This window comes from Dapis hubbardiae BLCC-M172, from assembly GCF_050016015.1.
Lineage (GTDB): Bacteria > Cyanobacteriota > Cyanobacteriia > Cyanobacteriales > Microcoleaceae > Trichodesmium.
Genome location: NZ_JBNHEQ010000044.1, coordinates 1 through 14596 on the forward strand (window position 1 = coordinate 1; position 14596 = coordinate 14596).

Below are 14596 nucleotides of genomic sequence, written 5' to 3' on the forward strand. Positions count from 1 at the left end.
GCTTCATAAAATGTATTGACTGTTGCGTATAGAGCAATAGAAGAAAAATTTCACTATTCATCCCTCTGGCGGAGTGCTTCATAAAATGTATCGACTGTTGCGTATCAGGGCAAACGCATCTAAATTCTCGAAGCTTGTGCCGTTAAGCTTTAGAGGAGTAATAAGTATAAATATTCATAAGCCTGACATCCTTGCCCTGTCAGAACTTCAAAATAAGATGCGTTTGCCCTATGTTGCGTATAGAGCAATAGAAGAAAAATTCCACAATAATAAGTAAGTATTGGATTATCAGTCTCTAATTAAACTAGAGATTTTTGATACAATGTTTAAAATTACAGCAGTTCTGGAGTTGATGAGGTACAAAGTTTTACAAGTTGAGGGAATAGGGAATAGAGATTAAATTCGTATTTGATTGATAACTGATAACTGATAACTGATAACTGAAATGACTCCGTTTTTCCTCTCTCAACAAGAAAATTTATTTTGCACAACAACTTATTAAAAAATCATGGTTCAAACTCTATCAGCACAAGAAATAAATTTACAGATACTTAGGGAAAAATTCAGCCTAGAGTTAGTTGAAAATGATAAATTTTTTCCAGAATTGCAATATGAACTACCTGAAATATCCTCAGCATAAAAACAAAGATTAGACCGAGTTAAAGCCAGCTATTCTAATTTATTAGAAGACCTACCTATCTTAGAAAATACTGTCAAAATGGTAGTCTTATCTCCCTTATTAGATTTAGCTAACCTCTACCTTCCTCCCTTCCGCATCAAGTCAGAAAAATCTATAAAAATTTCCCTAGAAGATGGAGGAATTATTATGAAAGGAAAAATTGATTTATTAGTTGTATCTGAACAAATTTTGCTAATGGCGATCGAATCTAAACAAGCTGCTTTTTCTTTAGAAGTTGGTAGGTCACAATTACTAACTTATATGCTTGTTAATCCTAATTATAACCACGCAACTTATGGTTTAATTCTGAATGGTAATAGCTTTCGATTTTTTAAATTAGTAAAAGGAGAAACATCACAGTATGCTGTATCTAGAATATTCGATATCTTTAATCCAGGAAATGATTTGTATGATGTACTTAGTATTTTAAAAAATTTAGCTCAGGAGGCAAGGAATTTAATAATTAACAATTAATAATTAGGCTATATGTACTGATAACTGATAACTGAAATGACTTAGCTATTGGAAGTCTGAAGAAGCTATTTATTTGATGGTAACATTGGTAATTTATGTCACTCGTTGGGGGAAATTCCAATTATACGTTTACTACTAATATCAACTTTTTTCTCTTTTTTGCCATTGATGAAGTTGAGTAATTTCTGTTTGTTGAACTATGAATACTGATAACTGAAATTGGTCTGACGATGTTTTGGTATTGAATAAAAAGTCATGCGTAGGTACGAACTAACCCTACTATATAATCCTACCATGATTTTTTTGCCGACGCAAGAGGTAAATTCTTTCGGCGCCGATTTTTTTTCTTGGTGCTTCACAAAATGCATATTTTCCGATCTGTACATCTGTGGCAAAATTTTTCCTCTGGGTGCTTCACAAGATGAGATTTTTCTCTACCTTCGCGATCGCTTCTGTCAGAATAAAACCTTCCTATCACTAACTTTTTTCTAGGGGTGTTTCACAATATGAGATTTTTGCTAACTTTCGCGATCGCTCAACTGCGAAATGCCGTTCTATCCCTTCTACTCGGTAACATAATCATCCGTACATCCCTGGCAATATCCTTAGTCTGACTATCTTTGCTAGTTGAATAAAAAGTCATGCGTAGGTACGAAATAACCCCATTATATAATCTTACCATGATTTTTTTGCCGACGCAAGAAGTAAATCCTTTCGGCGCCGATTTTTTTTCTTGGTGCTTCACAAAATGTAGATTCTCTGATTCATGGCAAAATCCGAGGGTGATTATGGAAAGCTCAAACTTTCTTACTACTGACTTTCTTTAGGGTAGGGTGCTTCACACAATGAGATATTTCTCTGATTTTTAGCGATCGCTAAACAGAAAGGAATTTCATCGCTTCTACATTTTTCTTACCACTGACTTTTTTTTGGGTGCTTCACAAAATAATTTTTGCCTTTGATTTTTAGCGCTCAACTGTAGAAGGTCATTCTATCCCTTCTCTTAGGTCACATAATTATTCGTGTATCCGTGGCAAAATCTGTTTTTAGCGATATCGTATTGAATAAAAATTCATGCGTAGGTACGAACGAACCCCACCATATAATCTTACCATGATTTTTTTGCCGACGCAAGGAGTAAATCCTTTTTACGCCGATTTTTTTTGGTTGCTTCACAGAATGCAGCCAAAACCTCAAACTTACAACTTCATAAAAACTTCTGACTTTTGACTTCTGACTTCTGACTTCTAACTTCTCTTTATCCGTGTATCCGTGGCAAAATCTTTGCCTTGCCCTGTCTTGCCACCCTGAAAAAAAATTTTACCCCCTTCGCGGGAAGGAAAGAGAAAAGAATAAAGAGGGAAAAGGGGAAAAGAGGAAAAGAGAAAAGGGTTAAAGAGTTCTCCCGTCATCGCATACTACACGAAAACCAAAAACTTTGACGTAGAGCTGGCGCCTACTGAGGTTGATGCGAGACGCAGAACGGCAGTTATTAGAAAAGTGGTTCCACGAACCGCCCCGCAGCGGTGAAAGATTTTTATTTCCATCTAACCAAACACTTCCATCTGTAGGCGCACCATTATAATTCTCATGCCAATCATCAGCACACCATTCCAACACATTGCCGTGCATATCGTATAAGCCAAAACTATTGGGAGGAAAAATTCCCACATCCGTTGTTTGTTCTCGATATATTCCTTTCGGTGCATCAGCATAAGGATAATTCCCATCATAGTTAACTAACTCAGGCGTTATAGTTTCCCCAAAATAAAAAGGTGTGGAAGTTCTAGCACGGGCCTGCATATTCCCATTGACTCTCACTGGGCAAACTATATTTTTTACCTACTATTTCTGAGAGTTTCCGACAAAACTTTGTCGCGTCGTTCCAACTTACTCTTTCTACAGGACGACTCGCACCTTTAAAGTAAGAAGGATTATTTCCCATAACCGCTTCCCACTGTGCTTGAGTAACTGGATACTTTCCCATAAAAAATTCTGGCACATCTACATAATGTTGCGGACTTTCATTATCTCTTCTTTTTGCTTCTGTCTCTGGAGAACCCATAAGAAATCTACCTCCAGGAATTTTTACCATTTCTAGGGAGACTCCATTAAAATTTTCTGTCATTACTTCTGCCTTACCTGGAAGACGACTTATTATTTCTCCTCTCCTGTTAACTCTCACAGTAGTAAATATCTGAATGGGAAATTCTGATTGTGGTGGAGGGGGTGGTGCTGGAGTTGGTTGGGGAGGAGAAATATTTTCCGGTGTAGTTTCTGGAGGAAAAATATTTTCTGGTGTTCTTTCTGAAGTTGGTTGGGAAGTAGAAATATTTTCTGGAGGTCTTCTACTCAACAAATTAGTTAATATTGCTGTGACAAACCCACCTCCTGCTAAACCTCCCCATATCAATATTTGTCTTCTGGTTTTATCGGGTGGAGGTGGAGGGTTTACTACTACCGTTTTTGTTTGACTATTTTTTATTACCGTTTTTGTTTGAGTAGTCTGAATATTTAATCCTTCTAATACTTCTAATACTTCCGCCGCATTTTCATAACGCATGACAAAATATTCATGTACCATCCTATCCAAAATATTTGCCAGACGATCGCTGACTCCTGCTTCATTTCGCCAGATAATATGTTCGGTCTTGGAATCTCTTGGTAAATTTTCTGGGTTTTTACCAGTCAGTGCTTTTATTCCCACCATTCCCACTGCATAGATATCGCTACTTAGTTTTGGTTGCCCTCTACTTTGTTCGCTTGGCATATACCCAGGTGTTCCGACTGCTACTGTTAAAGTTGTTGCACCTGGTTGGTTCGCTGTGGTTAGTACACTTATTTCTTTGACGGCGCCAAAATCTATCAATACTATTTTGTTATCTGACTTACGGCGCATCAAATTTTGTGGTTTGATGTCTCGGTGAACTATATTATTTTGATGAGCTATGGTTAATGCTTCTAAGATTCCTGTGAGTAAGGTGATGGTGTAAGACTCGCTTAATTTTTTCCCTTTTGTCAGTTCTTTACTTATGTCTTGCCCTTCTATATATTCTTGTACTAGGTAAAATTCTTTTCCTTCTTGGAAATGAGCAAATAATTTTGGTATTTGGTCTGAGTCTTTGCCTAATTTGTATAAGGTTTCTGCTTCTCTATCAAACAATTTTTTGGCAGTAGCTAAAACTTCTGGGTCTCGAACTTTAGGTTTGAGATGTTTAACGACACATTTCGGATTTCCTGGTAACTGTAAATCTTCGGCTAAGTAGGTATCTCCAAGACCTCCACTTCCGAGAGAGTCAATAATTTTGTAACGTCGTTCCAAGACTTTTCCTAACTGCATGGCTTTTCAGTTATCAGCTTTTTCAGTTATCAGCTTTTCTATTTATTACTTATCAGAGTAGGCAAGAATGGTTTTTTGAGCAGAATTGATTTGAGTATATCTGAGCGCACCTTTCCCATTATACTTATAATACCATGTCAAGTTTTTTTGTCAACTACCCTTTTTTCAACTATCACTTATCAGTTATCAGCTTTTCGAGTTATTAGTTATCAGACTTCCTCTTTAATCTATTAGTTACTACTTATCAAACTTCCTCTTTTCAGTTATCAGTGATTAGACTTTCTGGCAGACCTCTTAGTTAGTCGGAAAATATTGTTTTTTTGGCAGAATTGATTTGAGTATATCTGAGCGCATATTTCGCATTATACTTATAATACCATGTCAAGTTTCTTTGTCAACTACCCTTTTTTCACTTATCAGTTATTAGTTATCAGACTTCCTTTTTATCTATTAGTTACCAGTTATCAAACTGCCTTTTTTCAGTTATCAGTTATTAGACTTTGTGGGGTACTACCCAGTCAGTTATCAGTTATCAGTTATCAGCTTTTCTATTTATTACTTATCAGAGTAGGAAAGAATGGTTTTTTGAGCCTAATTGCTTTGAGTATATATGAGCGCACCTTTCCCATTATACTTATAATACCATGTCATAATACCATGTCAAGTTTTTTCCTCAACTACCTTTTTTTCAGTTATCAGTTATCAGCTTTTCCAGTTATTAGTTATTAGACTTCACTTTTTTCAGTTATTAGTTATTAGACTTTCTAGGGTACTACCCAATAGACAGATATGTATGGTTTTTTGAGCCTAATTGGTTTGAGTATATATGAGCGCACCTTTTCCATTATATTTATAATACCATGTCAAGTTCTTTTGTCAACCACCCTTTTTTCAGTTATTAGTTATTAGACTTTCCAGCTATTAGTTATCAGGCTTTCTCTTGATCTATTTTATCTATTAGTTACCAGTTATCAAACTTCCTTTTTTCAGTTATTAGTTATTAAACTTTCTAGGGTACTACCCGATAGAAAAGTATGTTTTTTGAGCAGAATTGATTTGAGTATATCTGAGCGCATATTTCGCATTATACTTAGTAATACCATGTCAAGTTCTTTTGTCAACCACCCTTTTTTCAACTATCACTTATCAGTTATCAGTTATCAGCTTTTCCAGTTATTAGTTATCAGACTTCCTCTTTAATCTATTAGTTACCACTTATCAAACTTCCTCTTTTCAGTTATCAGTTATTAGACTTTCTGGCGGACCTCTTAGTTAGTCGGAAAATATTGTTTTTTTGGCATAATTGATTTGAGTATATCTGAGCGTACCTTTCCCATTATATTTAAAATACCATGTCAAGTTTTTTTGTTAACCACCCTTTTGCAGTTATCAGTAGTAAAGACAGTATAGAATAATTGGTAGTGGTACATTGTAATGGTCGTGCATTTTCATTATATTTTTTAGGAGAAAAGTGGGAGCATCTTGCTCCCCCGTTAGGTATTCCTTATTTCCTGTATACCATTACTATCGACTACCGAATAATTTAGTCATCTTTTAAATGACTTAAGCTATTAGCCAAGGATTGAAATTCTTGGCTTTTTTAGCTATTGGATTTTGGCAATCTTTGTCTTGAGATAGGCAATGGGTATTAATTAGTTATCAGTTATTAGTAGTTCAGTAGAAACATTTAGGACTTTTTCAGTTATCAACTATTAGTTATTAGTTAACTGAACTTATTCCCTATTCCCTTTTCCCTGTTCCCTGCTATATAATTAATCACAAAACAGAGTATCTCTTGTTTCATTACCTGTAATAGGATTTATACCCTTAGCAATTTCACATAACTCTTTTTGAGTATCTTCTCGCAAAAAAGCGTCCGTAAAATCTGCCCCATCAATAATTGCACCACGAAATTGAGTATGGAAAGCAAAAGCACCTTCCAAAATAGCATTAGTCAAATTTGCTTTGTTAAAACTAGCATTATCCAAAGTAGAATAACTAAGATTAGCTCCTTCTAAATTAGCTCCTTCTAAATGAGCGCCAAACAAACTAACTCCACTTAAATTTGCATTAGTAAAATCACTTTTACGCAGAATAGATTTTGTAAATGAATCATTAGTTAAGTCTCGACCAGAAAAATCAACACCTACCAAGATTTGTTTGTTATACTCATCAGCTAGAGTAGGTGTGGCGTTGGTAAATATCAAGGCAGTTATTGCCCCAATCCCAGTCATATATACTATTAATGAAAAGACGAAACTGACTAAAATTTGGAAAGTTTTCTGTTGTCTAAAATTCATACTACTTCTGACTAATTTACTCTAAGCAGTTCATAATTTAGAATAAACCAAAATGAGCCTTTCTTCATCTAGTCAATCTACTTATATTTCCCAAAAAATTGACAAAGGTATTTTGGGAGAAGAGTTAGTGGCAAAATGGTTAAATCAACAAGGTTGGCAAATACTCCATCGACGCTGGCAATGTCGCTGGGGAGAATTAGATATTATTGCTATGAAAAATTCTCCCTTCAGGAATAACTCTGGTCAAAATTTTACAAATTTTTCTATTTTAGCATTTGTGGAGGTAAAAACCCGTAGTCGGGGTAACTGGGATGAAGATGGTCTATTAGCAGTTACAGAGTCAAAACAGGCCAAACTATGGCAAACTGCAGAAATATTTTTGAGCGATCGCCCAGAATTAGCAGATTGTTCTTGTAGATTTGATATAGCCTTAGTAAGGTGCAATTATATTCAGAAAAACTCTCCCTTCCCGATCGCCCCATCAACAGAAGAGAAACTATCTGAATTAACTGTTGAGATTGGAAATTCTGTTGAGTTAGCAGGTTATCAACTAATTTTACAAAATTATATTTCTTCTGCTTTTATTGTTAATTTAGACTAAATACTTAAATTGTGAAGAATCAATTAAGTATATATTACTGTTATTGTACCCATACTAATATTAGTTATAGTATCTATTATAGATGTATAGGTACAAACAAATTAGAATTAGAGCCTGATTCAAGATTAACCCAAAGTTTCTGGGCAATATCCCAAACCCTTGACAAATTGGGTCCGAAATGCTTCTATTTCATCTTGATTAGGCTGTCCATGGGAAACCACTGCTACCTGATAACGTCTCATCACACTTAAGGGTGATTGTCCAGTTTCCAAACCCCATAGTGCCATTCTGACACGGATATCAGGATCGTAAGGTATTCCCAATTCATTCATAAAAGCCCTAAAATCTCCATGCTGTTCAGGAGTCAAGTAGTGACTCATTTTGATTTTTACAACCCAGCCATCAATTTGATGAATTACTGTCATAAACTGAAGCGGTAGTTGATGGGCAGTGTTTAAGTATTCAACTACTCTGAGACATAAGCTAGTATTTGCTAAAAAGTAAAGGTATTCCATATCAATTCCAACTATTACCGCTTACAACTATCGCTTTTCCTAGGTTTAACCTCTAAAATTTATTTTCTACTCAATTGATGAGGAAATTTAAAGGTACTGGGAAACAGTCATAGGAAGCGGGGCGGATATTGCCGCTTCCCTATAAACAAATTAGGTATATGTTCTACAATGTTTAGGAGTTTAAAACAGCTATAGAATCTGTTGTATTTTTAACGACAGATATATCTGCCCGGAATACTCCAACTAGGTCTATACTTATATATTCACTCTTATATATTGCAGATCACTAGGGGAAAAGTACCCTAATTTGTATGGGGGGTTTTACCCAATTACCCGTTATATACTCAGTAATATGACCAATAAATAAGGTCTCAGCTCCTCTTTCACGGGGTAAAAAAGGAAATATTTTCTGGCCTCCCTATTAGAGGAGGTAATGATAACTGATAACTGATAACTGAAATGACCGATTTAGATTGGTCCATAGAGTCTTATGACTATGAACTTCCCCTGGAGTTAATTGCTCAAAATCCAGTTGTACCTAGAGATAGCTCTCGCTTAATGGTTGTAGAGTCCCTCACACACCGTAATTGTATTTTCAGAGATTTACCAGATTTACTCCAACCAGAAGATTTACTGGTTTTGAATAATACCCGTGTGATTCCTGCTAGGCTTTATGGTCAAAAAACGAGTGGTGCTCAGGTAGAAATCTTGTTATTGAAACCAATCACAAGTGATTCTTGGTTAGCTTTAGTAAAACCTGGTAAACGTTTTATCACTGGGGCAACAATTGAATTTGAACCTAATTCATCCTTTGCTTGTGATTATAAGTTGCAAGCCAGAGTATTAGCAACCGATGGAGAAACTGGTGGACGTGTGTTAAAATTTGATTTGCCTCCAGGAGTTTCTTTAATCAACTTGTTGGATAAATTTGGCCATGTGCCTTTTCCTCCTTATGTTACAGATTCACAGACTCTCAGTGAACAATATCAAACTGTATATAGCAAGGTAGCAGGAGCGATCGCTGCTCCTACTGCAGGTTTACATTTTACTGATGAATTACTTGAGAAACTAGAACAACGGAATATTGGACAAGCTTTTATAACTTTGCACGTTGGTATTGGCACATTTCGTCCAGTTGAGGTTAAAGATATTACTACCCATAATATACACTCCGAATGGGTTGAGGTTTCATCTTTGACTGTAGATAAAATTCTCCAGACAAAGGCTAAAGGTGGACGTATTATTGCAGTGGGAACGACAGTAGTTAGAGCTATTGAAGGAGCAGCACTAGCTAATGATAGTTATGGCAGCGATGAATGTTTAATTAAACCATTTTGTGATTATACTGACATATATATTTATCCTGGTTATAAGTGGCGGGTAGTAGATGGTTTAATTACTAATTTTCATCTGCCACGTTCTAGTTTGCTGATGCTGGTTAGTGCGATGATTGGTAGAAAACGTCTTTTAAGTTTATATAAGGAAGCAATTACTCAAAAATATCGCTTTTATTCTTTTGGTGATGCTATGTTGATTCTACCATCTGCTAGGATTGATTTTTAAATAAAAAGGCTTTAGCCTAGACATCTTTAAATACAATACTTGCAAAAAAAACTTGTAGTTTCTCCCCATACTCCCCAAATTCCTCACACCCAGGTGATTCTAATACAAAGTGAAACAACCCTGTCTCTAAGGGGCTTTCAATATTAGCATAATGTTAATAGGTAAACCATTTGCCAGATTAAGCCCCAATTGATTAATCTTCTTCTTCTTCCTCCTCATTACCTGGATATACAAAACTATGGGAACGTTGAGTTAACACAGATTTACCTAGGGATAGTGCTTTCTTTGCTTCTAGCCTTGCTTGGCGTTTCCAGTTAGCCTTGCGCATATTTTTCTTGGATTTTGAGGTCCTCTTCTTTGGTACAGCCATAAGAGTTCTTCTATTCTCTAAATTACAGATAATTTTACAGATAGATAACTATCTTACCTTAATTTTAGTAATTATGGAATACCGAAACTAATATCAATTAATATATTTTATTGATTATTTATTTGCTAAATTACCAAAAAGCTTTTGTAGAGTATCATTATAATCACTGTAAATTTAGTCTTGGGAATAGTCAAAGTTCATGGAAATCGTAAATAACTATCCCTGTCTCTGGATGGTTATCTACACTGACATAACCAGTTTTGAGCATTTCTTTCATAGTTTCTTCTACTTCTGCAAAACTAGCTCCTGTTGCAATAACTCCTTGAGTAACAGATAATTTTCCTCCTCTAATTGAAGCTGCTTTGAGTAAGGCAACCATTAATTGTTGACGGGTTTGTGGGATAGAAGCTTTCATAGCGATCGCTCCATTTGATTGATATAATGGTACTCCTTGATCTGAAATACCCAATTTAGCTCTGACTTTGGCGTTGTGTTCTTCTACCATACTGGGAATTAACAATAAGTCAATAAATTGACCTACTCCAAATAACCCGTAGGTAAAGAGCCAAACTAGACCTGTGAAAATTTTGCCATTATAGATACGATGGCATCCACTTAAGCCTAGTAAGCAAGCTGCCCAGAATAGGTAACTATATCCTATATTATTCATTGAGATGTCGTCCAATTAAGCCTAGTAAGCAAGCTGCCCAGAATAGGTAACTATATCCTATATTATTCATTGAGATGTCGTCCAAAACATTATTAATCTTAATACAGCTCTGACAAGCTGGTTATCTTAAAATCGTGGACAATTAATATTTACTACTATGTTAGTTCAAACGGTATTGAAAACTTAAGTATTCACGGTCAATATTTGTAGTTAAGCAATCAGGGAAGTCCCAAACTCTCATCTCATATACATTTAGGGTTTGCTTATGGAAGTCTTTTTGTTGAGGTAGGGAATAGGGAGTAGGGAGTAGTTAAGAGTCAGGATAAATGGGAGTTATAGAGGAGGTGGTCTCAAGAATGGTAAGAGCCATTTTTCTGCTATAGTTACTCCAAAATGCTCACTTTTTGAACCTCAACGACCTAAACACTTGTACTTTTTCCAGACATAAAAAGGCTAAAACCTTGATCTTTCAATGCCTTTAGATTTAATCAGCAAACCCTATTTAGAAACTACACATAGCTTTGCAATTCTTAACACAAATTAGATACTTCAAACCCCTAGACCTTGATAAACTATATAGCGTGGAAAATATAGTGCGGTTTAAACCATTACTCTCTAAATTAGAAATGGGGCATATTAATATTAGTGGAGAAATTTTAAACATATCTCTTACCCCAGCTCACTCTTACTTTTTTTAAGAAAACAAGAAAACTTATGGTAGATTCTCTAAAAAAACCAGCTTTTGAAGAAATGCGTCCAGGGGTAAAAGTCCCCTCTAAAGAAACTATTCTTACACCTCGATTCTATACAACAGATTTTGATGAGATGGCTAAAATGGACATCTCTGTAAATGAAGATGAATTGATGGCTATTTTGGAAGAATTCCGTGCAGATTATAATCGGCATCATTTTGTCAGGGATGAGGAATTTGCCCAGTCTTGGGAGCATATTGATGGGGATACTCGTCGGTTGTTTGTTGAATTTCTAGAACGTTCTTGTACTGCTGAATTTTCTGGATTTTTACTATATAAAGAATTAGGTCGTCGTCTTAAAGATAAAAGCCCTGTTTTGGCTGAGTGTTTTAATTTAATGTCACGAGATGAAGCTCGTCATGCTGGTTTTTTGAATAAGGCAATGTCAGATTTTAATCTGTCTTTGGATTTAGGTTTTTTAACTAAAAGTCGTAAGTATACTTTCTTTAAACCAAAGTTTATTTTCTACGCTACTTATCTATCGGAAAAAATTGGTTATTGGCGTTATATTACTATTTATCGTCATTTAGAAGCTCACCCAGAAGATAGAATTTATCCTATTTTCCGTTTCTTTGAAAATTGGTGTCAAGATGAAAATCGTCATGGGGATTTCTTTGATGCTATTATGAGAGCTGCACCAGAAATTTTGAATGACTGGAAAGCAAAATTATGGTGTAGATTTTTCTTGCTTTCTGTGTTTGCTACTATGTATTTGAATGATATTCAACGAGCTGATTTTTATGCTTCTATTGGTTTGAATGCTCGTGATTATGATAAGTATGTGATTGAAAAAACTAATGAAACTTCAGGACGGGTTTTTCCTGTGATTTTGGATGTGGAAACTCCTGAGTTTTATGAAAGATTAGAAGTTTGTGTGAAAAATAATGAGAAGTTGACGGCGATCGCTAATTCTAATCAACCAGGTTTTGTGAAGTTTTTCCAGAAGTTACCTCTTTATGTTTCTAATGGTTGGCAATTCTTGAAGTTGTATTTAATGAAGCCAATTGAAACTGCTTCTATGCAAAGTTCTGTTCGTTAAGAAAGTAGTTAATAATTAATTTTTTGATTGTGGTAGCCTTGTGTTAAACAAGGCTATTTATTTTTATTTATTTAGTAATATTAAATCCGTATAAATAAAATAAAGTGAAACCAGGTTTGTATTATACCAAGCGTGAAAAAAGAATGCGATACTTAGGTGAAACTTCAATTATTCAGTAATTAACAGAGGCGCATGGAAACTTTTTGATAATTAAGTGACTAGGCAAAATGAATTACCATTATTTATTCCCTGTGATTTTTACAGTATATGCTGTTCAACATAAGCGAGTATGTGTAATTAATTTGGCATAACTACTTATTAGCTAGGAAGGTGTTAATTATTTATATTTTTACTACTCCCCTACTCCTCTACTCCCAACCTATCCCACTATTCCAAAAATGCTTAGAGACTGGAGAGTAAAATAAGTATTAAGGGAGCACGCGAAGTGACTAAAATCTAAAAGCGGTAATACTTCAAGGGATTGAAAGAAGGTAGATAGAGAAGTATTCAGTACATATATTCCTAGATTTAATAGCGACAAATATTTGCCCTTGTATTTCTTCGGACCTCCATACCTATTCCCTATTCCCTGTTCCCTATCTCCTTTTTATATTTCCTGATACATTCAATCTCTTATTTACTTAAGTAAAATTTTCCTGAAAAGCTGGATTTTTCGTTTTTATCTTTAACAATATTTAGGCTTTTCAGCAAAAATATTATTAGTGGGATAGGTTCTCCCTACTCCCCTACTCCCCTACTCCCTAAACATGAACTAATAGCTGACTGCCGACTGCTGAATGCTTACCTTGAAAAATCAAATTCCGCTAATACTGGAAAGTGATCAGAGGGAATTATTCCATCATATTTTTTCTTAATTACTTTGACAGTTTGTAAATTTAATCTACTATCATAATAAATAGTATCTATAGGCAGAAAAGCTTGGTTTGTAAAATCATTATAAGTCATCTGATTATTTAATTTTAAATTAGATAAAGCATCTAATAAACTTAATCCATTATTTAAAGGATTTAAAAAAGTCTTTCGGGTTATCGAACCTGGTTTATCATTAAAATCTCCAGTGACAAAAATGAATGAATTGTTGGGATTTAATTTTTCTGTTTGTAGGCGATCGCTGATTAATTTAGCACTTAATTCTCGTGACTTTTTACTATCATAATCCAGGTGAGTATTAACAACAACTATTTGATGATTTTCTCCCAAAATATCAAATCTTGCCCAAGTAGCTATTCTAGGTAAATGATTTCCCCAGCTAGGAGTTATACTTCCTGGTATATCTGGTGTCTCACTGAGCCAAAAATCTCCATGAGCGAGACAATTTAATTTATTTTTATGGAAAAATATGGCACAGTGTTCATCATTACCCGTACCTGTTCTATCACTTCCCAGACAATAATAATTAGATAATAATTGTTGTAAATCTGATAATTGATTTACTTTAACTTCTTGAGTGCCAATTATATCTGGTATATATTCATAAATTAGGTTAGCTACAGCATTTTTTCTTACCTCCCAAGCAAAATTTCCAGGGTCAGGTTTATCGTATCTAATATTAAAAGTAATAATTTTGATTACCATTTTATTCTGTAGTTTAAGGATTTCATTAATGGATAATGGATAATTACCTCCGGTGAAAACCGTTACGGAATTGAATATAAGGAAATATTATTTTTTTTCCTTAAAAGGGGAGGCTAATAAACCTGAATTATTAATTAAATAAATAAATAATTAATAATTATTCGGTAAATATTTTCCTATGGTTATAATATATTAAATTGGGTAATTAGTTATCGTATCCCGCTCGGAGTTAGGAGTCAGGAGTTAAAATTCATAATTCAGAAGACAGAAAAGATTTGAATAACAGAAATTTTTCAACTCCTATTCAATATAAAATCTGTATTAACAGGAAGTAATGAGTCGGATTACTATATAACTGGATTTTATATAATTATAGAATTAGAAGTAGTAATTTAATAAATTTGGAGTGGATTTTAGTGATTATAAAAATCCCCATATTGACAAGGTACAAAAGAATTTTGTTTTCGGGAGTAGGTAGGGTCGTTGCATCTAAGTTCCGTAGGTTGTACTAATTGGGAAAACAGGGAAGAGAAAATCTGAAAAACAACTCTACCTCAGTAACTTGAGAAAGGCTCTATTTAATCTACTTAAATATAACTGGATTTTATATAATTATAGAATTAGAAGTAGTAATTTAATAAGTTTGGAGTGGATTTTAGTGATTATAAAAATCCCCATATTGACAAGGTACAAAAGA

Annotated in this window: 10 protein-coding genes and 1 pseudogene; 5 read left to right on the plus strand and 6 right to left on the minus strand. The window is 34.6% G+C overall.

Annotated features, from left to right (window positions below; translation table 11 throughout):
- The first annotated feature begins 508 nt into the window (after positions 1 to 508).
- Positions 509 to 640 (plus strand): hypothetical protein, encoded by a 132-nt coding sequence (locus ACP6PK_RS04745; RefSeq protein WP_256386698.1) that lies wholly within the window; start codon positions 509 to 511, stop codon positions 638 to 640.
- A 78-nt stretch (positions 641 to 718) separates the two neighbouring features.
- The gene (locus ACP6PK_RS04750) at positions 719 to 1153 is read left to right on the plus strand and encodes a hypothetical protein (protein WP_426558218.1); all 435 of its coding nucleotides are present in this window, start codon (positions 719 to 721) and stop codon (positions 1151 to 1153) included.
- A 1392-nt stretch (positions 1154 to 2545) separates the two neighbouring features.
- Here the strand turns inward: ACP6PK_RS04750 and ACP6PK_RS04755 are convergent.
- A pseudogene (locus ACP6PK_RS04755) lies at positions 2546 to 4493 on the minus strand (SUMF1/EgtB/PvdO family nonheme iron enzyme).
- A gap of 1772 nt (positions 4494 to 6265) precedes the next feature.
- Positions 6266 to 6793, minus strand: a complete 528-nt coding sequence (locus tag ACP6PK_RS04760; protein ID WP_426558220.1) for a pentapeptide repeat-containing protein — start codon at positions 6791 to 6793, stop codon at positions 6266 to 6268.
- Positions 6794 to 6845: 52 nt separating this feature from the next.
- Between ACP6PK_RS04760 and ACP6PK_RS04765 the strand changes: the two genes are divergently transcribed.
- Positions 6846 to 7394 carry a YraN family protein gene (locus ACP6PK_RS04765; RefSeq protein ID WP_094678205.1) on the plus strand — a complete coding sequence of 183 codons (549 nt, stop codon included), beginning with the start codon at positions 6846 to 6848 and terminating at the stop codon, positions 7392 to 7394.
- Positions 7395 to 7519: 125 nt separating this feature from the next.
- Here ACP6PK_RS04765 and ACP6PK_RS04770 read toward each other — a convergent pair whose 3' ends face one another.
- Positions 7520 to 7909 (minus strand): hypothetical protein, encoded by a 390-nt coding sequence (locus ACP6PK_RS04770; RefSeq protein WP_094678203.1) that lies wholly within the window; start codon positions 7907 to 7909, stop codon positions 7520 to 7522.
- Between the two features lie 459 nt (positions 7910 to 8368).
- On the opposite strand from ACP6PK_RS04770, the gene queA reads away from it, so the two are divergent.
- Positions 8369 to 9472, plus strand: a complete 1104-nt coding sequence (gene queA / locus ACP6PK_RS04775) for a tRNA preQ1(34) S-adenosylmethionine ribosyltransferase-isomerase QueA (RefSeq protein ID WP_094678201.1) — start codon at positions 8369 to 8371, stop codon at positions 9470 to 9472.
- Positions 9473 to 9665: 193 nt separating this feature from the next.
- Here the strand turns inward: queA and rpmF are convergent, their stop codons facing one another.
- Positions 9666 to 9842, minus strand: a complete 177-nt coding sequence (gene rpmF / locus ACP6PK_RS04780) for a 50S ribosomal protein L32 (protein ID WP_094678199.1) — start codon at positions 9840 to 9842, stop codon at positions 9666 to 9668.
- A 190-nt stretch (positions 9843 to 10032) separates the two neighbouring features.
- Positions 10033 to 10512 carry an NINE protein gene (locus tag ACP6PK_RS04785; protein WP_094678197.1) on the minus strand — a complete coding sequence of 160 codons (480 nt, stop codon included), beginning with the start codon at positions 10510 to 10512 and terminating at the stop codon, positions 10033 to 10035.
- A gap of 714 nt (positions 10513 to 11226) precedes the next feature.
- Here ACP6PK_RS04785 and acsF point away from each other — a divergent pair.
- The gene (acsF, locus tag ACP6PK_RS04790) at positions 11227 to 12303 is read left to right on the plus strand and encodes a magnesium-protoporphyrin IX monomethyl ester (oxidative) cyclase (protein WP_426558223.1); all 1077 of its coding nucleotides are present in this window, start codon (positions 11227 to 11229) and stop codon (positions 12301 to 12303) included.
- Positions 12304 to 13104: 801 nt separating this feature from the next.
- On the opposite strand, the gene ACP6PK_RS04795 is transcribed toward acsF, so the two are convergent.
- On the minus strand, positions 13105 to 13899 hold the full coding sequence (locus tag ACP6PK_RS04795) for an endonuclease/exonuclease/phosphatase family protein (protein WP_426558225.1): 795 nt from the start codon (positions 13897 to 13899) through the stop codon (positions 13105 to 13107).
- Positions 13900 to 14596 lie beyond the last annotated feature (697 nt).